At 65.1% G+C, this 16,630-nt stretch carries 16 protein-coding genes; 6 read left to right on the forward strand and 10 right to left on the reverse strand.

The annotated features are described in order from the left end of the window. Positions 1-18: 18 nt before the first annotated feature. The 8 genes from pqqD to pedF form a co-directional block, all read right to left on the reverse strand. Positions 19-291 carry a pyrroloquinoline quinone biosynthesis peptide chaperone PqqD gene (gene pqqD / locus MJ643_RS01830; protein WP_003257646.1) on the reverse strand — a complete coding sequence of 91 codons (273 nt, stop codon included), beginning with the start codon at positions 289-291 and terminating at the stop codon, positions 19-21. A 52-nt stretch (positions 292-343) separates the two neighbouring features. Beyond that, entirely contained in the window at positions 344-415 is a 72-nt protein-coding gene (pqqA, locus tag MJ643_RS01835; protein ID WP_003253598.1) for a pyrroloquinoline quinone precursor peptide PqqA, read from the reverse strand. A gap of 271 nt (positions 416-686) precedes the next feature. Next, the gene (locus MJ643_RS01840; RefSeq protein WP_024086835.1) at positions 687-2,207 is read right to left on the reverse strand and encodes an aldehyde dehydrogenase family protein; all 1,521 of its coding nucleotides are present in this window, start codon (positions 2,205-2,207) and stop codon (positions 687-689) included. A 162-nt stretch (positions 2,208-2,369) separates the two neighbouring features. Continuing rightward, positions 2,370-4,154 carry a PQQ-dependent alcohol dehydrogenase PedH gene (gene pedH, locus MJ643_RS01845; RefSeq protein ID WP_024086834.1) on the reverse strand — a complete coding sequence of 595 codons (1,785 nt, stop codon included), beginning with the start codon at positions 4,152-4,154 and terminating at the stop codon, positions 2,370-2,372. 162 nt (positions 4,155-4,316) lie between these two features. Further along, positions 4,317-5,255, reverse strand: coding sequence for a quinoprotein relay system zinc metallohydrolase 1 (locus MJ643_RS01850; RefSeq protein WP_013972178.1), 939 nt, complete (start codon positions 5,253-5,255; stop codon positions 4,317-4,319). 39 nt (positions 5,256-5,294) lie between these two features. Beyond that, a complete protein-coding gene (locus MJ643_RS01855; RefSeq protein ID WP_024086833.1) occupies positions 5,295-6,062 on the reverse strand; it encodes a quinoprotein dehydrogenase-associated SoxYZ-like carrier in 768 nt (255 codons plus the stop codon). Between the two features lie 178 nt (positions 6,063-6,240). Further along, entirely contained in the window at positions 6,241-7,116 is an 876-nt protein-coding gene (locus tag MJ643_RS01860) for a transporter substrate-binding domain-containing protein (protein WP_015270051.1), read from the reverse strand. Positions 7,117-7,121: 5 nt separating this feature from the next. Then, positions 7,122-7,583 carry a cytochrome c-550 PedF gene (gene pedF / locus MJ643_RS01865; protein ID WP_013972175.1) on the reverse strand — a complete coding sequence of 154 codons (462 nt, stop codon included), beginning with the start codon at positions 7,581-7,583 and terminating at the stop codon, positions 7,122-7,124. A gap of 254 nt (positions 7,584-7,837) precedes the next feature. Between pedF and exaA the strand changes: the two genes are divergently transcribed. Continuing rightward, positions 7,838-9,733, forward strand: a complete 1,896-nt coding sequence (gene exaA, locus MJ643_RS01870; RefSeq protein ID WP_013972174.1) for a quinoprotein ethanol dehydrogenase — start codon at positions 7,838-7,840, stop codon at positions 9,731-9,733. 67 nt (positions 9,734-9,800) lie between these two features. Next, entirely contained in the window at positions 9,801-10,460 is a 660-nt protein-coding gene (locus MJ643_RS01875; protein WP_013972173.1) for a pentapeptide repeat-containing protein, read from the forward strand. 161 nt (positions 10,461-10,621) lie between these two features. Here the strand turns inward: MJ643_RS01875 and MJ643_RS01880 are convergent, their stop codons facing one another. Both MJ643_RS01880 and MJ643_RS01885 read right to left on the reverse strand, forming a co-directional pair. Further along, complete coding sequence (locus MJ643_RS01880; protein WP_003257635.1) at positions 10,622-11,260, reverse strand: response regulator transcription factor; 639 nt, start codon at positions 11,258-11,260, stop codon at positions 10,622-10,624. Next, the gene (locus MJ643_RS01885) at positions 11,260-12,534 is read right to left on the reverse strand and encodes a histidine kinase (RefSeq protein ID WP_015270048.1); all 1,275 of its coding nucleotides are present in this window, start codon (positions 12,532-12,534) and stop codon (positions 11,260-11,262) included. The genes MJ643_RS01880 and MJ643_RS01885 overlap by 1 nt, the downstream gene beginning before the upstream one ends. A 151-nt stretch (positions 12,535-12,685) precedes the next feature. Between MJ643_RS01885 and MJ643_RS01890 the strand changes: the two genes are divergently transcribed. Genes MJ643_RS01890 through MJ643_RS01905 form a run of 4 tightly spaced genes read left to right on the forward strand, consistent with a single transcriptional unit; the run spans position 12,686 to position 16,425 of the window. Next, positions 12,686-13,879, forward strand: a complete 1,194-nt coding sequence (locus tag MJ643_RS01890; RefSeq protein WP_013972170.1) for an ABC transporter substrate-binding protein — start codon at positions 12,686-12,688, stop codon at positions 13,877-13,879. A gap of 31 nt (positions 13,880-13,910) precedes the next feature. Continuing rightward, positions 13,911-14,900: a YVTN family beta-propeller repeat protein gene (locus MJ643_RS01895; RefSeq protein WP_013972169.1), complete on the forward strand. Its 990-nt coding sequence runs from the start codon at positions 13,911-13,913 to the stop codon at positions 14,898-14,900. Continuing rightward, a complete protein-coding gene (locus tag MJ643_RS01900) occupies positions 14,897-15,637 on the forward strand; it encodes an ABC transporter ATP-binding protein (RefSeq protein ID WP_038409366.1) in 741 nt (246 codons plus the stop codon). Before MJ643_RS01895 ends, MJ643_RS01900 begins: the two co-directional genes overlap by 4 nt. Next, a complete protein-coding gene (locus MJ643_RS01905) occupies positions 15,634-16,425 on the forward strand; it encodes an ABC transporter permease (protein WP_013972167.1) in 792 nt (263 codons plus the stop codon). Before MJ643_RS01900 ends, MJ643_RS01905 begins: the two co-directional genes overlap by 4 nt. Positions 16,426-16,630: the final 205 nt, after the last annotated feature.

A 16,630-nucleotide genomic window follows, 5' to 3' on the forward strand; every position in this document is an offset into this window, starting at 1 on the left:
CCAAAGCCTGGCCACGGCTCATTCGATCCAGTACTTGGCACGGGCCACCTCCAGGAACGCCAGGATGTCCTCGTCCAGCCCCGGCACCCCGGGGAAGCGCTGTGCAAGGCGGTCGATGACCGCCGCCACGCTGCGCCGGCCGTCCAGCAACTCGAGCACCCAGCCGGCACTGGCATTGAGTTCGATGGTGCCCTCCGGGTACAGCAGCACATGGCAGGCCCGGCAGGGCTCCCAGCGCAGGCGGAAGCCCTTGCGCAAGGCCAGGGCTTGTTCGCGATCGATCAGGTTCACAACGGGCATGCTCAATGAAGAACCGGCCATCGCGCTGATGGCCGGACAGGCATCAACGATTGGCGAAGTACATCGTCACTTCGAAGCCGATGCGCAGGTCGGTAAAGGCGGGTTTAGTCCACATGGGGCATTCCTCTTCTTGGTGCCGGGCGATTCCGGTAGAGGCATTAATGCACGAGGGGCGACGGGGCCGAATGCTACTTTGGGACAGGTTTGCGGGGTGCGTTGGTAGGGGTAACACGGAGCAGCTGTGGTTTGTGCATGGCAGTGCCGGCCTCTTCGCGGGCTCGCCCGCTCCCACAGGGATTGCGCAAGATCCATGGCCTGCGCGGTCCCTGTAGGAGCTGGCTTGCCTGCGATGGGCTGCAAGGCAGCCCCCGAGGCCAGCTCAGGCTTTAGAAGAAGCCCAACGGGTTGATGTCGTAGCTCACCAGCAGGTTCTTGGTCTGCTGGTAGTGATCAAGCATCATCTTGTGCGTCTCGCGGCCCACCCCGGACTTCTTGTAGCCACCGAACGCGGCATGCGCCGGGTACAGGTGGTAGCAGTTGGTCCACACGCGCCCGGCCTTGATCCCGCGGCCCATGCGGTAGGCACGGTTGATGTCACGGGTCCACAGCCCCGCGCCCAGGCCAAACTCGCTGTCGTTGGCGATCGCCAGCGCTTCGGCTTCGTCCTTGAAGGTGGTCACGCCCACCACCGGGCCGAAGATCTCCTCCTGGAACACGCGCATCTTGTTGTTGCCCTTGAGCAAGGTCGGCTGGATGTAGTAACCGCTGGCCAGGTCGCCGTCGAGCCGCTCGGCAGCGCCACCGGTGAGCAGCTGCGCGCCCTCCTCCCGGGCAATCTGCAAGTAGGAAAGAATCTTGTCGTATTGCTGCTCCGAGGCCTGGGCGCCGACCATGGTCGCGGTGTCCAGCGGGTTGCCACGGGTGATCTTGGCGATCTTCTTCATCACCTCGGCCATGAACGGCTCGTAGATCGATTCCTGGATCAGCGCCCGCGACGGGCAGGTGCACACTTCGCCCTGGTTGAAGAACGCCAGCACCAGGCCTTCGGCTGCCTTTTCGATGAACGCGGGCTCGGCCTGCATGATGTCTTCGAAGAAGATGTTCGGCGACTTGCCACCCAGTTCGACGGTGGACGGGATGATGTTCTCGGCCGCGCACTTCATGATGTGCGAGCCCACCGGGGTGGAACCGGTGAAGGCGATCTTGGCGATGCGCTTGCTGGTGGCCAGTGCCTCACCGGCTTCGCGACCAAAGCCCTGGACGATGTTCAGCACGCCTGCTGGCAGCAGGTCGGCGATCAGCTCGGCGAAAATGGTGATCGACAACGGCGTCTGCTCCGCCGGTTTGAGCACCACGCAGTTGCCGGCTGCCAGCGCCGGGGCGAGTTTCCAGGCGGCCATCAGCAGCGGGAAGTTCCATGGAATGATCTGCCCGACCACGCCCAATGGCTCGTGGATGTGGTAGGCCACGGTGCCCTCGTTGATTTCGGCGGCGCCGCCTTCCTGGGCACGGATGCAGCCGGCGAAGTAGCGGAAGTGGTCCGCCGCCAGCGGCACGTCGGCGTTGAGGGTTTCGCGCACGGCCTTGCCGTTGTCCCAGCTCTCGGTAACGGCCAGTACTTCGAGATTCTGTTCGATGCGGTCGGCGATCTTCAGCAGTACCAGGGCGCGGTCCTGCACCGAGGTCTTGCCCCAGGCCTCGGCAGCGGCATGCGCGGCGTCCAGGGCCTGCTCGATGTCCTGGGCGCCGGAGCGCGGGAACTCGGCAATCGGCTGGCCATTGACCGGCGAGCTGTTGGTGAAGTACTGGCCGCCCAGCGGCGGCACGAATTCACCGTTGATGAAGTTGCCGTAGCGTGGTTTGAAGGACACGACGGCGCCTGGGGTTCCGGGTTGTGCGTAGATCATGCTGAGCCTCTGTGGGTCGATGCCTGTCCGGCGACAGGCGATGAGCCGATGGTAAAAAGCCCCGCCTGCCGGGCGAATGCATCGTTGGCAGCGGGGCTCTCGTCATTTGGTAGTAGGGCCGCTTGCCACAGGGTCCCTGGCAGCAAGCGGCAGGTTGCAGGCTTAGCGACTGGCGCTTGCCGTTTGCAGTTGCTTGGGCAGCTTGAAGGTCCAGAGCATGCCGCCCTGGTTGAAGTCCTTGACCCGCTTGGCCACTTCACCGCCCCACAGCGGCACCGCGCCGCCCCAACCGGAAACCACCGAAACGTACTGCTCGCCGTCCATTTCCCAGGTCACTGGCGAACCGAGCACGCCGGAACCGGTCTGGAACTCCCAGACCTTGTCGCCGGTCTTGGCGTTGAAGGCCTGCAGGAAGCCTTCCGGCGTGCCGGTGAACACCAGGTTGCCCTTGGTGGTCAGCACCCCGCCCCACAGTGGCGCATAGTTCTTGTGGCGCCACACTTCCTTGCCGCTGACCGGGTCGATGGCGCGCAACACGCCAATGTAGTCTTCGTTGAGCGGCTTGATGGTGAAGCCGGCACCGAGGAACGCCGCGCCCTTCTTGTAGGCGATGCCTTCGTTCCAGATGTCCATGCCCCACTCGTTGGACGGCACATAGAACAGCCCGGTGTCCTTGTTGTAGGCCATCGGCATCCAGTTCTTGGCCCCGAGGAACGCCGGGGCGACGAACACCGAGCTGCCCTTGGCCTCGCTACCCGGCGCCCCCGGCCGGCTGGCCTCGTTGTAGATTGGCCGGCCGTCCTTGTCCAGGCCGGTGGCCCAGGTGATCTTGTCGACGAAGGGGAAGCCGCGGATGAACTTGCCGTTGGTGCGGTCCAGCACGTAGAAGAAGCCGTTGCGGTCAGCGGTAGCGGCGGCCTTGACCTCCTTGCCGCCGTCCTTGTAGTTGAACGAGATCAGCTCGTTGACGCCGTCGAAGTCCCAGCCGTCATGCGGCGTGCTCTGGAAGTGCCACTTGATGGTGCCATCGTCGGGGTTCAGGGCCAGGCGCGACGAGGAATACAGGTTGTCGCCCGGGCGCAGGTGCGAGTTCCACGGCGCCGGGTTGCCGGTGCCGAACAGGATCAGGTTGGTTTCCGGGTCGTAGTAGCCACCCAGCCAAGGCGCCGCACCACCGGTCTTCCACAGGTCGCCGGGCCAGGTCTTGCCCGCCTCGCCGCCGGAAATGCCGTTTTCGATCGCCTTGCCGTCCTTGTACACGTAGCCCATGTGCCCTTCCACGGTCGGGCGCATCCACAGCAGCTCGCCGTTTTCCGGGTTGTAGGCCTGGATCTTGCCCACCACGCCAAACTCGCCGCCGGCGACGCCGGTGATCAGCTTGCCGTTGACGATCATCGGCGCCGCGCTGATGGAGTAGCCTTCCTTGTGGTCGGCCACTTTCTTGCTCCATACCACCTTGCCGGTGTCCTTGTTCAGCGCCACCAGCTTGGCATCGAGGGTGCCGAAGAACACCAGGTTGCCGTACAGCGCCACGCCGCGGTTGATCACGTCGCAGCACGGGCGGATGTCATCGGGCAGGCGCGCATCGTATTGCCACAGCTTCTTGCCGGTACGGGCGTCCACGGCGAACACCCGTGAGTAGGAGCCGGTCAGGTACATCACCCCGTCCTTGACCAGCGGCTGGGCCTGCTGGCCGCGCTGCTTCTCACCACCGAAGGAAAATGCCCAGACCGGCCGCAGGTCCTTGACGTTGTCGGTATTGAGCAGGTTCAGCGGGCTGTAGCGCTGGCCCTGCACGCCCAGGCCATTGGTCACGATCTGCTGCGGGTTCTTCGGGTCCTGGAGAATTTCTTCATTGCTGACAGCGGCGTGGGCTGCACCGGCAAGCAGCATGGCGCTGAGCACCAGGCTCAAGGCGAACACGGGACGACGTGTGGATCGGGTCATGACGGCTACCTTTGGTTTTTTTGTTGTATCCGGGAAAACTTCCCGGTGTGTCGGGAATTCTTGGTCCCGACCTGCTTGCCAACAATTGCCCGCAGTGCTGAGTTTTCTAGTTCCTTGGTAGCAGTGAACTTGCGCGGTCCCACAGGGGGCCGCGTTACACCCTCAGATTGGGGGCTTGGCGTCGACACGCCGCAGCTGCTGGCGTTCGTAACGGGGGTACAAGTGGCTGACACTGCGAATCAGCTCGTAACGGGTCAGGCTGATAGCAGCAAACCGTTCGGGTATGGGGCTGCGGATCATCTCGGCCATGTCATCGCCACGCGCCGCGCCGTCGCGCATCAGTCCGTCCAGCCAGCCCAGGTAATCACGCATCTGGGCAAACGGCCGGGCATCGCTGGCGAGCGGGCCATGACCAGGCACCAGCTGCTTCCAGGGCAGCGCTTGCAAGGTGTCCAGGTCCTTCAGCCACACCTCCAGCCCCGGGCTGTTGGGCGTGGTCAATGCGCGCTCGTAGAACACCAGGTCGCCGGCGAACAGCACACCGGTGCTTTCATCCAGAATCGCCAGGTCGGCACCGGTGTGCCCGCCCAGCGCCAGCAGCCGCAGGCGGTGCCCACCCACCTCGTGAATACCTGGCTCCAGCACGCGGGTCGGCAGCACCACCTCGGTACCGCGCATCCAGTCGCCAACCAGGCGGTACATGTTCTCGGCCATGGCCTCCCCCTGCTGGCGCAACAGCTCGCCGGTACCGGCCAGGGCGCCGATGGGCACATCGGCAAAGGCCTGGTTGCCCAGCACATGGTCGGGGTGATGATGGGTCAGCAGCACTTCGACTACCGGCTTGTCGGTGGTGGCGGCAATGGCCTGGCGCAAGGCTTCGCCGTAGCGTTTCGACGGCCCGCTGTCGATCACCACCACCCCGCTGTCGGTGACGATGAACGCGGTGTTGACGATATTGCCGCCGTTATCCTTGGCGAAATTGTCGGTGCTGCCCTCCAGCAGCCAGGTGCCTTCGGCGATCTGCCGGGGCTTGAGCCGATAGTCCAGGTCTGCCCAGGCCGGCAGGCCCAGGCACAGTAGCAACAGCAGAATGCAACGCATGACGGGCGCCTCTGGTCAGGGATGGAGTCGGCAACGCGTTCAGGGCACTGCCGCCTCGAACTGGTTGCCGCTGTTGTCCTGCAACAACAGCCGGGTCGGCCCGGAGCCCTGGATGTCGAAGCCCAGGTTGGGGTTTTCGCTGACCGCCGGGTACAGTTCCAGGCTGGCCAGGCGCTGGCCGTCCGCGCCTTGCAACTCGGCATGGTTGAGGAAGAATTCGGGAATGCCGCTGACCAGGCCGTTGTCCATGGGGTGAGCCACCTGCAGGCGCAAGCGGCTGCTGTCGCCGCGCGGGTAGCGTCCGCCCAGGACTTCGCCAAGGTGTTCCTCCCAGCCGGGCTGAGTGCGTACCACGCTGGGCGCGGTACAACCGCCGCCGGCAGCATCGATCAGGGTCGAGCCGACATGCCACAGGCCGTCGCGGGTCAGCACCGCGGCACGCAGCGGTGTGGCCTGTTCGACGCGGATGCGGATCGACAACCAGGGCAGCACGCGCTCGCCAGGCTGGAAGTCGACGATACGCGGCAGCGGGTTGAGTTCGGCCCAGGCGATGATCCGCACCACCTGGCCGCTGAACGCCCGAGCGTCGATCTCCAACGGCACCTGGCGTGCGTCCTCGGCAAAGGGTGGCGCCAGCAGCTTGACCCGATCATCGAACACGAATGCGGCCTGGCCCAGCAGCTGCTTGTGGTAGAAGTCCCACATCACCGACGGCACCGGGTCCTTTTGGCTACCTGGCTCGCTGGCCAGGGCTTGTGCGGCCCAGAGCACCCAGCAGGCCAGCAGGAAAGTCGCTCGCCAGTTCATCGCCCACTCCTTTTGATCAACGCAAACCTGGCTGACAGTGCACGGTCCTTGTGGGAGCGGGTTCACCCGCGAACACCGGCGAGGCCGGTGCCATATACCGCGTCGCATTCTTCGCGGGTGAACCCGCTCCCACAGGGGGATGTGTTGCTTTTACAAACTCACAAGCCTGCGAAGCCTGTTACTGATACATCTCCGGCACCTGGTAACGCAGGCCATAACTGGCATAAATCGCCTTCATCCGCCCATCACGAATCAGCGTCTCAAGCGCTTCCTCCACCGCATAGGCCAGCTGCCGGTTGCTTTCATGCACCGCCATGCCGATCTCCCAGGCCTGCTTGCCAAGGTTCGGGTAGGCGTTTTCCGCCAGGGCCAGCTGCGGGTCGGCGGCTTGATGCAGTTGCCAGTCAACTTCGCCGCGCATCGCCATCACCGCGTCCACCTGGCCGGCCTGCATGGCGCCGAAAGCTTGCTGCACATTGGGGTAGTGATGGGTCCTGGCACTGAGCATGCCGTTGAACACAGAAGTCAGATAGAACGACGGTACGCTGTCCACCTCGACCCCGATCGGGTGCTGCTGGAACACCGCGACACTGGCCACCGAGGGCAGGCGGCGGCGATCATAGGCGACCTGCCAGCGCTCCTCCTGATAAGGGCCGAACATGACCACCTGGGCGTTTTCCAGCTCGCCTACCTCGTTGCGTCGCTGCGCATAGGCATGGTCGTATGGCACCCGCATCATCAGGTCGGCCAGTTGCTGGTGGCGCAACGGGCTGCCGCGCCAGATGTAGTCGCGCAGATCGTCGTCGAGCTTTTCCCCGGGTGGCGCCCAGATCAGCTGCAAGCGCACCCCCAACGCCGTGGCCAGGGCCTGCGCCAGCTCCACGTCGACACCTCGCGGCTGGCCGTGGTCCTCGAAACTGTAGGGCGCAAAGTCCTTGTACACAGCCACCTTCAATTCGCCGGCGGCGATGATCGCGTCGTAGTTGCGCACCTGCGCCTGCGCCGCCGCGCAGCACAGCAGCAAGCCACTGAACAGCACCGCCAACAGACGCATGGCCGTCATTCCTCGACGTGCACGCTGTCCAGGTAGGTGCGCACCGCCCACAGGGCCTCCTGGCTCAGGTAGTCGGCCATTTTCGGCATGTACACCCGGCCGTCGCGGACCGCACCGTGGCGTACCCGCTCGACGAACCACTCATCCCCGGCCTCGCCGGCATCGAGCATGCGCAGATCCGGGGCGATGCCCCCCGACTTGGCCTCCAGGCCATGGCAGGCGGCGCAGTTCTGGTTGTAGGCCGAGGCACCGATCTCCACGGCCTTGTCGTGCTCGGGAGAGCTGCGGTACGGGTTGACCGCTGCCCAGCCATCGCCGTCCAGGGTTACGCCAGCGTCCTTGATCGGGGTCAGGCCCTTGGTTTCCACGGCCTGGGGCACCACATTGCCATGTGCCCAGGCAGTGCCGGTCAGCACTGCACTGGCAAGCAGCCCGGCAGCCAGCAAGACGTTGCGTTTTGTTGTCATTTTTATGCCCTCACGATTGCACGCAAGGCCTCAACCACAGAGGCCGTGTCGCCATCTTAGAAACAGCCCGCAGGCGGCCGAATGCTGCTTTGGTGGCCGCGCCTTACTCCCTTGGTAGTAGGGCTTGTGGCGAAGGGCCAAATGAGGTGCCCCGTGGGAACTATTCCCGGCAAGGGCGGGATTTTTTCCGTATCCCGCAAGGCCCGCCCCGTCCCACCCTGTGCAGGCCAAAACCTCCACTGGGAACTGCAACCATGACAACAAGAACGCTACCCGCCCTTTCCCCTCTGGCCCTGAGCGTGCGGGCCTTGCTGCTGGCCGGTAGCCTGGCCCTGGGCAGCGTGGCCACGGCAGCCACCACCCCTGCGGCACCTGCCAGCAAGAACGTGACGTGGGAAGACATCGCCAACGACCACCTGACCACCCAGGATGTGCTGCAGTACGGCATGGGTACCAACGCCCAGCGCTGGAGCCCATTGGCCCAGGTCAATGACAAGAACGTGTTCAAGCTGACCCCGGCGTGGTCCTATTCCTTCGGCGACGAGAAACAACGCGGCCAGGAATCCCAGGCCATCGTCAGCGACGGTGTGGTCTACGTTACCGGCTCATATTCGCGGGTGTTCGCCCTCGATGCGAAAACCGGCAAACGCCTGTGGACCTACAACCACCGCCTGCCGGACAACATTCGCCCCTGCTGCGATGTGGTCAACCGCGGCGCGGCGATCTACGGCGACAAGATCTACTTCGGCACCCTCGACGCGCGGGTCATCGCCCTCGACAAGCGCACCGGCAAAGTGGTGTGGAACAAGAAGTTCGGCGACCACGCCGCCGGCTACACCATGACCGGTGCCCCGGTGCTGATCAAGGACAAGACCAGCGGCAAGGTACTGCTGATCCACGGCAGCTCCGGCGATGAATTCGGCGTGGTCGGCCAACTGTTCGCCCGCGACCCGGACACCGGTGAAGAGGTGTGGATGCGGCCCTTCGTCGAGGGCCACATGGGCCGCCTGAACGGCAAGGACAGCACGCCGACCGGTGACGTCAAGGCGCCGTCCTGGCCGGACGACCCCACTACCGAAACCGGCAAGGTCGAAGCCTGGAGCCACGGCGGCGGCGCGCCTTGGCAAAGCGCCAGCTTCGACCCCGAGACCAACACCATCATTGTCGGCGCCGGCAACCCTGGCCCCTGGAACACCTGGGCGCGCACCTCGAAGGACGGCAACCCGCATGACTTCGACAGCCTGTATACCTCAGGGCAGGTCGGCGTCGACCCGAGCACCGGTGAAGTGAAGTGGTTCTACCAGCACACGCCCAACGATGCCTGGGATTTCTCCGGCAACAACGAGCTGGTGCTGTTCGACTACAAGGGCAAGGACGGCAAGCTGGTCAAGGCCACCGGCCACGCCGACCGCAACGGCTTCTTCTACGTGGTGGACCGCAGCAACGGCAAACTGCAGAACGCTTTCCCCTTCGTCGACAACATCACCTGGGCCAGCCACATCGACCTCAAGACCGGGCGCCCGGTGGAAAACCCTGGGCAGCGCCCGGCCAAACCGCTGCCGGGAGAAACCAAGGGCAAGCCGGTGGAGGTCTCGCCACCCTTCCTTGGCGGCAAGAACTGGAACCCCATGGCCTACAGCCAGGACACCGGCCTGTTCTACATCCCCGGCAACCAGTGGAAGGAGGAGTACTGGACCGAGGAAGTGAACTACAAGAAGGGCTCGGCCTACCTGGGCATGGGCTTCCGCATCAAGCGCATGTACGACGACCACGTCGGCACCCTGCGCGCCATGGACCCGACCACCGGCAAGCTGGTTTGGGAGCACAAGGAGCACCTGCCGCTGTGGGCCGGCGTGCTGGCGACCAAGGGCAACCTGGTGTTCACCGGCACCGGCGACGGCTTCTTCAAGGCCTTCGACGCCAAGACGGGCAAGGAGCTGTGGAAGTTCCAGACCGGCAGCGGCATCGTCTCGCCGCCGATCACCTGGGAACAGGACGGCGAGCAGTACATCGGCGTGACCGTGGGCTACGGCGGCGCGGTACCGCTGTGGGGCGGCGACATGGCCGAACTGACCAAGCCGGTGGCCCAGGGTGGTTCGTTCTGGGTGTTCAAGATCCCAAGCTGGGACAACAAGACTGCACAGCGTTGACTTGCAGCGGGGAGCGGGCCTGCGCCCCTCCCCGCTTCTGCCTTTCTCCTGCCAAGAGCCTTTCGCCATGAACTACCTGCCACTTGCCTTGTTGATCGTGCTGACCCCTGCCATGGCCGAGAATGCCGACGACGCTGGCAACGATACCCCCCTGACCATCAACGGCTGCGTGATTGCCGAAGCCAGCCAGTGCCCGGGGGCCGACCTGCGGGGCGCCAACCTGGCCAACCAGGACCTGCGCAAGATGAACCTGGCCGGCGCCGACCTGCGCGATGCCGACCTGCGCCATGCCCGGCTGGACCTGGCCAACCTGGAAAAGGCCAACCTGCAAGGCGCCAACCTGACCCGCGCCAGCCTGCAGCAGAGCAACCTGCGCCTGGCCGACCTGAGCCAAAGCCGGCTCGTTGCGATTCAGGGCTGGGGCCTGTTTGCCCAGGGTGCGCAATTTGCCAAGGCCGACCTCAGCGCGGCCTACCTGCAGTTCGCAAGGTTGTCAGGGGCGAAGATGCAGCAGGCCAACCTGCGCGCGGCGGACCTGGAAATGGCCTGGCTGAGCAAGGCTGATCTGCAAGGGGCCGACCTTGGCGATGCCAACCTGCAGGAGGCCAAGTTTGGCCAGAGCAACCTGGCCCGCGCCGACTTGCGCGGGGCGCGGCAGCATTACGGGAATTTTCAAGAGGCCAACATGGAGGGGTGCAAGGGGTGCCCCGAGACCTGGGACAATTGAGCAAAGCGTGCTTGGGCACATTGTTCCCCTGTGGGAGCGGGTTCACCCGCGAACACCGGCGAAGCCGGTGCCATATACCGAGTCGCCTCATTCGCGGGTGAACCCGCTCCCACAGAGTCACTGCTAAATCCATCAGTCATATGTTGGCCTTCAAAGAAACCTCACCCCGCCACCCGCACCACCCCCAGATCAATCCCCAGATGCACCAGCTCCGCATGGGAGCTGACCTGCAACTTGCTCTTGAGCAAGGTCAGGTGGTTGGACACGGTCTTGGCACTGATGCACAACTGCTCGGCAATCCCTCGCACCGGGGTGCCCTTGGCCAGCATCACGAAGATTTCCAGCTCACGCTGGGTCATGCGCTGCAGGCGCGGGTCGCTGGCATTCTGCTGTGACGTGCAGGCCAACTGGGTGGCCAAGGGCTGTTCGATATAGGCATGCCCGGCCAACACCCGCTGCACCGCCTCGATCAGCACTTCGGGCGCCGAGTTCTTGGTCAGGTATCCTGAGGCACCAGCATCCAGCGCCTGGCGCACCAGCGGCAGTTCGTCATGCATGCTGAAGAACAGCACCCGCAACTGCGGCAGGCGCTGACGCAGGCGCCGGGTGGTTTCCAGCCCGCTGATGCCTGGCAGGCCAAAGTCCATGATCACCAGGTTGGGCACCTGTTCCTGAACCCGCGCCAGCGCCTCTTCGCCACTGGCAGCCTCACGCACCTGTACCTTCGGCAGCACCGCTCGCAGCAGGCTGGCATAGCCCTGGCGGACCACGGCGTGGTCATCGACCAACACGATATTCATCACACCTCCATGGGAATGTTCAGGGCCAGCGCCCAGCCGGCACCCGGTCGGCTGAGGATGCGCAGTTCACCGCCCAGGCTGCGGGCGCGCTCGGCCATCGAGTGCAGGCCTACCCCGGGGCGCTGGGGCTGGCTGGCACCGCAACCGTTGTCGCGAACCAGCAGGCGCAAGCCCTTGGCGCTGCGTTGCAGGCGCACCCGCACCTGGCTTGCGCCGGCGTGACGGGCGACGTTGGTCAACGCCTCCTGCAGCAAACGATACAAATGCGTGCGACTCGGCCCGGGTAGTGCCGGCAAATGCTCGCCTACCCGCAGGCGGCAATCGATACCCTGGCTGGCCTGCCATTGGCTCACCAGCAGGCCGAAGGCTTCGGCCAGCGGCATGTGCTGCAACGCCAGCGGGTACAGATCATGTACCAGGGCGCGGAAACCTTGCTGCAGGCGTTCACAATCGAGCTCCAGGGTGCGTGTCGTCTGCGCCACCGCGGTTGGCTGGTCGGCGACCATGCGCAGCAGGCAGAGCTGGGCCCGAATACCCGCCAGGTATTGCCCGAGGTCGTCGTGCAGGGTCTGCGCCAACTGGGTGCGTTCCTGCTCCTGCACCGCCAGCAGGGCCTGGGTAAGTTGGGTATTGTCGCAGCGGGCCTGCTCCAGAGACGCGGTCATGCGGTTGAAGTGCTCCGCCAATTGGCGCGCCTCCGGCAGGCCGGCCTCGCGCAGGCGTGCGGTCAATTGCCCACCCGAGACCTGGCGCAAGGCCTGCAGCAGATCGTCCAGCAAGCCCATGCCCCGCCGCACCGCCCAACGGATGGTCAACAAGCTCAGCAGCAACGCAAGGCCGCACAAGACCAACAACTGCTGCAGGGAGTCACGCACCTCGTCGATTTCATCTCGTGCATCCACGGCGATCATTACCCGGCGACCATCCCCCAGCTCCAGCAGCCGGCTGCTGTCGTGGCGCTGCCCAAGCAGTTGGCGGCCCAACCAGGCATCCAGGCCGGTTGCTTGCGGCAGCCGCGCAGGTTCATCCGCCGCCAGCCAGTGCACCCGCACATGGCGCAGGCTTTGCGTCAGCCGTGGTTGCAGGCTCTGCGGGTCGCGCTCGGCAGTGTCGCCGAGGTATGCCACCACGGCTTGCGCCGACTGCAGCTCCCGCTCCACGTCAGCCACCGCCTGGCGCAACAGCACCACGGCACAGGCCAGCGTCAACATCGCGAAGCAACAAGTGACCCAGAGGTTGATCCGCCACAGGGCCGAAAGGTTGACAAGGCGCATGGGCAGTTCTCCTCGGGGTTGCTGCGGCCATCGTAAAACCCGCGCCCATGTGGTGAATTACTACCTTGGTACCGGGCGAGCGCTACTTTCTGCATATTCCCCCCTCCCGGCGCGCTTCCTATGCTGGCGCCATCTGCCGTGGAGTTGCCTTATGCGCCTGCCTGCCCACCTTGCCATGACCTGCCTGCTGGCCCTGGCCGCGACGTTTTCTGCAAGCCCGGCACCCGCCGCGCAGGCCCCGGGCGGGGAACCGTTGCAAGTGCGCATCGGCTATCTCGGCTATCGCCCCGCTCCCGGCCCGCTGCTGTCCAACATCATTCCCGAACCCACCGATGCCGGGCTGCAGGGCGCCGAACTGGCGATTGTCGACAGCAACAGCAGCGGGCGTTTTCTCAAACAGGAATTCCACCTGGCCAATGCCACGGTCGAAAGCCCCGAAGCCCTGCTGCAGGCTGCCAAGGCCCAGCATGACCAGGGCCTGCGGCTGTTCGTGGTAAATGCCCCCGCCGCCAGCCTGCGCGCGCTATCTGCCGCCCTGCCCGACAGCCTGCTGTTCAACGCCGGCAGCCCGGACGACAGCCTGCGCAGCAGCCAGTGCCTGGGCAATGTGCTGCACAGCCTGCCCAGCCGCGCCATGCTGGCCGATGCCCTGGCGCAGTTCCTGGTAATGCGCAAATGGCAACGGGCGCTGTTGGTCGTCGGCCAGACCGACGATGACCGGGCCTATGCGGCGGCCCTGCGCCGCGCCATGAAGCGCTTCGGCATGCAGCTGGTCGCGGAGAAAGCCTGGACATTCGACAACGACCAGCGCCGCAGCGCCCAGGCCGACATGCCGCTGTTCACCCAAACCGCCGAGTACGACGTGGTGCTGGTGGCCGACGAACGCGGCGACTTCGGCGAGTACCTGCCCTACCAGACCTGGTATCCGCGGCCGGTAGCCGGCACCCAGGGCCTGACCCCCACCGGCTGGCACAAGACCGTTGAAACCTTCGGCGCGGCGCAGTTGCAAAAGCGCTTCGAAGCCCAGGCCGGGCGCTGGATGAACGACCGCGACTTCGCCGCCTGGATGGCCGTGCGCAGCGTCGCCAGCGCAGTGAGCAAACTGCGCCAGGCCGAGCCCCGCGCCCTGCAGCAACTGCTGCTCAGCGAGCAGTTGCCGCTGGACGGCTTCAAGGGCCGCAAGCTCAGCTACCGCCCGTGGAACGGCGAGCTGCGCCAGCCGATCCCGCTGGTGCAGCCGCGGGCCCTGGTCAGTACCTCACCGCAGGAGGGCTTCCTGCACCCGTTCAACGAAATGGACAGCCTGGGCTACGACAGGCCCGAAGTGACCTGCGGCTACCCCTGACCCGATAACCACAACAAAAAAGGATTTCGCCATGCGTCGCTCCCCTTTTCACCGGGCACTGCTTTACCCCAGCCTGCTGTCCGGCGCCCTGGCCCTTGCCAGCGGGCACGCCGTGGCCGCCACCGCCTGGGTATCGAACGAGAAGGACAACAGCCTCAGCCTGATCGACATGCAGACCCTGCAAGTCACCGAGACCCTGCCAGTGGGCCAGCGCCCGCGCGGCCTGCTGCTGTCCCACGACAACACGCTGCTGTACATCTGCGCCAGCGATTCGGACCGGGTGCAAGTGATGGATGTGGCCACCCGCAAGATCATCAAGGAACTGCCCTCCGGCAAGGACCCCGAGCAGTTCGCCCTGCACCCCAACGACCGCTGGTTGTATGTGTCCAACGAGGACGACGCGCTGGTGACGGTAATCGATACCCAGACCGACAAGGTGCTCGGGCAGATCGACGTCGGCATCGAGCCCGAAGGCATGGCGGTGAGCCCGGATGGCAAATGGGCAGTCAACACCAGCGAAACCACCAACATGCTGCACTGGATCGACACCAGCACCCAGACCCTGGCGGACAGCACCCCGGTGGACCAGCGGCCGCGCTTCGTCGAGTTCAGCCAGGACGGCTCGCGGCTGTGGGCCTCGGCAGAAATCGGCGGCACGGTGACCATCCTCGACGTGGCCAGCCGCCAGGTGCTGAAAACCCTGAACTTCCAGATCAAGGGCGTGCACCCGGACAAGGTCCAGCCGGTAGGCATCAAGCTCAGCGCCGATGGCAAGTACGCGTTCGTCGCCCTGGGCCCGGCCAACCATGTGGCGGTGGTCGATGCCAAGACCTACGAAGTACTCGACTACCTGCTGGTGGGCCGGCGGGTCTGGCAATTGGCGTTCACCCCGGACCAGAGCCATTTGCTGGCCACCAACGGGGTCAGTGGCGACGTTTCGGTGATCGATGCAAAAAACCTCAAGGTGCTCAAGTCGGTGAAGGTCGGCCGCTACCCCTGGGGCGTGGTGGTGACGCCATGAATACCCTCGAAGTCAGTGACGTGAGCTTTGCCTACGGCCAGCGCGAGGCGCTCAGGCAAGTCGGCTTCAGCCTGGCGCCCGGGCGCTTTGCCGCCTTGCTGGGCCCCAATGGCGCCGGCAAGTCGACCTTGATCGCCCTGCTCACCCGCTTGTACGACCTGCAGCATGGCGACATCCGCGTGTGCGGCTGCTCGCTGCGCAACGCCACACGCCCGGCCTTGCGCCAGCTGGGCGTGGTGTTCCAGCAAAGCACCCTCGACCTGGACCTGAGCGTGGAGCAGAACCTGCGCTACCACGCCTCGCTGCACGGCCTGTCGCGGCGCCAGGGCAATATTCGGGTCGATGCCGAGTTGGCCCGCCAGGGCCTCGATGAGCGGCGGCGCGAACCGGTCCGGGCGCTGAACATCGGCCATCGGCGCCGGGTGGAGATTGCCCGCGCGCTCCTGCATGAGCCGCGTTTGCTGTTGCTCGACGAGGCCAGCGTCGGCCTCGACCCGGCCAGCCGCCTGGCGCTCAACCAGCACCTGCGGCTGCTGTGCCGCGAGCAGCGCCTCAGTGTGCTGTGGACCACCCATCTGCTGGACGAAGTGCAGCCCAGCGATGACCTGCTGATCCTGCATCAAGGGCGCCTGGTGGCCAGCGGCACGGCCGATGCCCTGAGCCTGGAGCACGGCGGTGACCTCGACCATGCCTTTGCCCGCCTGACCAGCGCCCCCACAGGAGCCAATGCCCGATGAACGCTTACTGGCAGTGCTTCAACGGCATTCTCCTGCGCGAATGCCTGCGTTTCGTCCTGCAACGCACCCGTTTTCTCAGCGCCCTGGTGCGCCCGCTGCTGTGGCTGCTGGTGTTCGCCGCCGGCTTTCGCGCGGCCCTGGGCATTGCGATCATCGAGCCCTACGACACCTACATCCCCTACGAGGTGTACATCATTCCGGGCCTTGCCTGCATGATCCTGCTGTTCAACGGCATGCAGGGCTCGCTGTCGATGGTCTATGACCGGGAGATGGGCAGCATGCGCGTGTTGCTGACCAGCCCGTTGCCGCGGCCCTTCCTGCTCGGCAGCAAGCTGCTGGCGACCTCGTTGATCTCCCTGCTGCAGGTGTACGCCTTCCTTGCCATCGCCTGGTTGTATGGTGTGCAGCCACCGGCTGCGGGCCTGTTGCTGGCGCTGCCGGCGTTGTTGCTGGTGGCGCTGATGCTCAGCGCCCTGGGCCTGTTGCTATCGAATGCGATTCGTCAGCTGGAGAACTTTGCCGGGGTGATGAACTTCGTGATATTCCCGCTGTTCTTCCTGTCCTCGGCGCTGTACCCGTTGTGGAAGATGCGCGAGGCCAGCCAGTGGCTGTACTGGCTGTGTGCAGTGAACCCGTTCACCCATGCCGTGGAGCTGGTGCGCTTTGCCTTGTATGAGCGCTTCAACCCGCTGGCGCTGGCGGTATGCCTGGGGCTGACCGTGCTGTTCACCCTGCTGGCGATCCTCACCTTCAACCCCCAGCATGCGGCGCTGCGCAAGCCGCGCTGAGCGGCAGCTGTCTCCCATCGGACCTTTCGCCGAACCCGTTGAAGGAACACGGTCCGTGTGGGAGCGGGTTCACCCGCGAAGAAGGCGAAGCGGTGCATGGCACCGGCTACGCCGGTGTTCGCGGGTAAACCCGCTCCTACAGGGATCGCGCCTGCATTCAGATATTGGGCAGGATCAGGCCAGAGGCGCCCGGCTTTCTACTACT

This window comes from Pseudomonas sp. PNPG3, assembly GCF_023093815.1.
In the GTDB taxonomy this organism is placed as follows: domain Bacteria; phylum Pseudomonadota; class Gammaproteobacteria; order Pseudomonadales; family Pseudomonadaceae; genus Aquipseudomonas; species Aquipseudomonas asiatica.

Excerpts from the sequence above, each read along its gene's own strand:
- MJ643_RS01890 (WP_013972170.1), top strand. The coding sequence starts at position 12,686 with ATGCGCCTGCCTGCCCACCTTGCCATGACCTGCCTGCTGGCCCTGGCC.
- pedF (WP_013972175.1), bottom strand. The coding sequence starts at position 7,583 with ATGACAACAAAACGCAACGTCTTGCTGGCTGCCGGGCTGCTTGCCAGT.
- MJ643_RS01905 (WP_013972167.1), top strand. The coding sequence starts at position 15,634 with ATGAACGCTTACTGGCAGTGCTTCAACGGCATTCTCCTGCGCGAATGC.
- exaA (WP_013972174.1), top strand. The coding sequence starts at position 7,838 with ATGACAACAAGAACGCTACCCGCCCTTTCCCCTCTGGCCCTGAGCGTG.
- MJ643_RS01850 (WP_013972178.1), bottom strand. The coding sequence starts at position 5,255 with ATGCGTTGCATTCTGCTGTTGCTACTGTGCCTGGGCCTGCCGGCCTGG.
- MJ643_RS01880 (WP_003257635.1), bottom strand. The coding sequence starts at position 11,260 with ATGAATATCGTGTTGGTCGATGACCACGCCGTGGTCCGCCAGGGCTAT.
- pedH (WP_024086834.1), bottom strand. The coding sequence starts at position 4,154 with ATGACCCGATCCACACGTCGTCCCGTGTTCGCCTTGAGCCTGGTGCTC.
- MJ643_RS01860 (WP_015270051.1), bottom strand. The coding sequence starts at position 7,116 with ATGCGTCTGTTGGCGGTGCTGTTCAGTGGCTTGCTGCTGTGCTGCGCG.
- MJ643_RS01875 (WP_013972173.1), top strand. The coding sequence starts at position 9,801 with ATGAACTACCTGCCACTTGCCTTGTTGATCGTGCTGACCCCTGCCATG.
- MJ643_RS01895 (WP_013972169.1), top strand. The coding sequence starts at position 13,911 with ATGCGTCGCTCCCCTTTTCACCGGGCACTGCTTTACCCCAGCCTGCTG.
- MJ643_RS01855 (WP_024086833.1), bottom strand. The coding sequence starts at position 6,062 with ATGAACTGGCGAGCGACTTTCCTGCTGGCCTGCTGGGTGCTCTGGGCC.
- MJ643_RS01840 (WP_024086835.1), bottom strand. The coding sequence starts at position 2,207 with ATGATCTACGCACAACCCGGAACCCCAGGCGCCGTCGTGTCCTTCAAA.
- MJ643_RS01885 (WP_015270048.1), bottom strand. The coding sequence starts at position 12,534 with ATGCGCCTTGTCAACCTTTCGGCCCTGTGGCGGATCAACCTCTGGGTC.
- MJ643_RS01900 (WP_038409366.1), top strand. The coding sequence starts at position 14,897 with ATGAATACCCTCGAAGTCAGTGACGTGAGCTTTGCCTACGGCCAGCGC.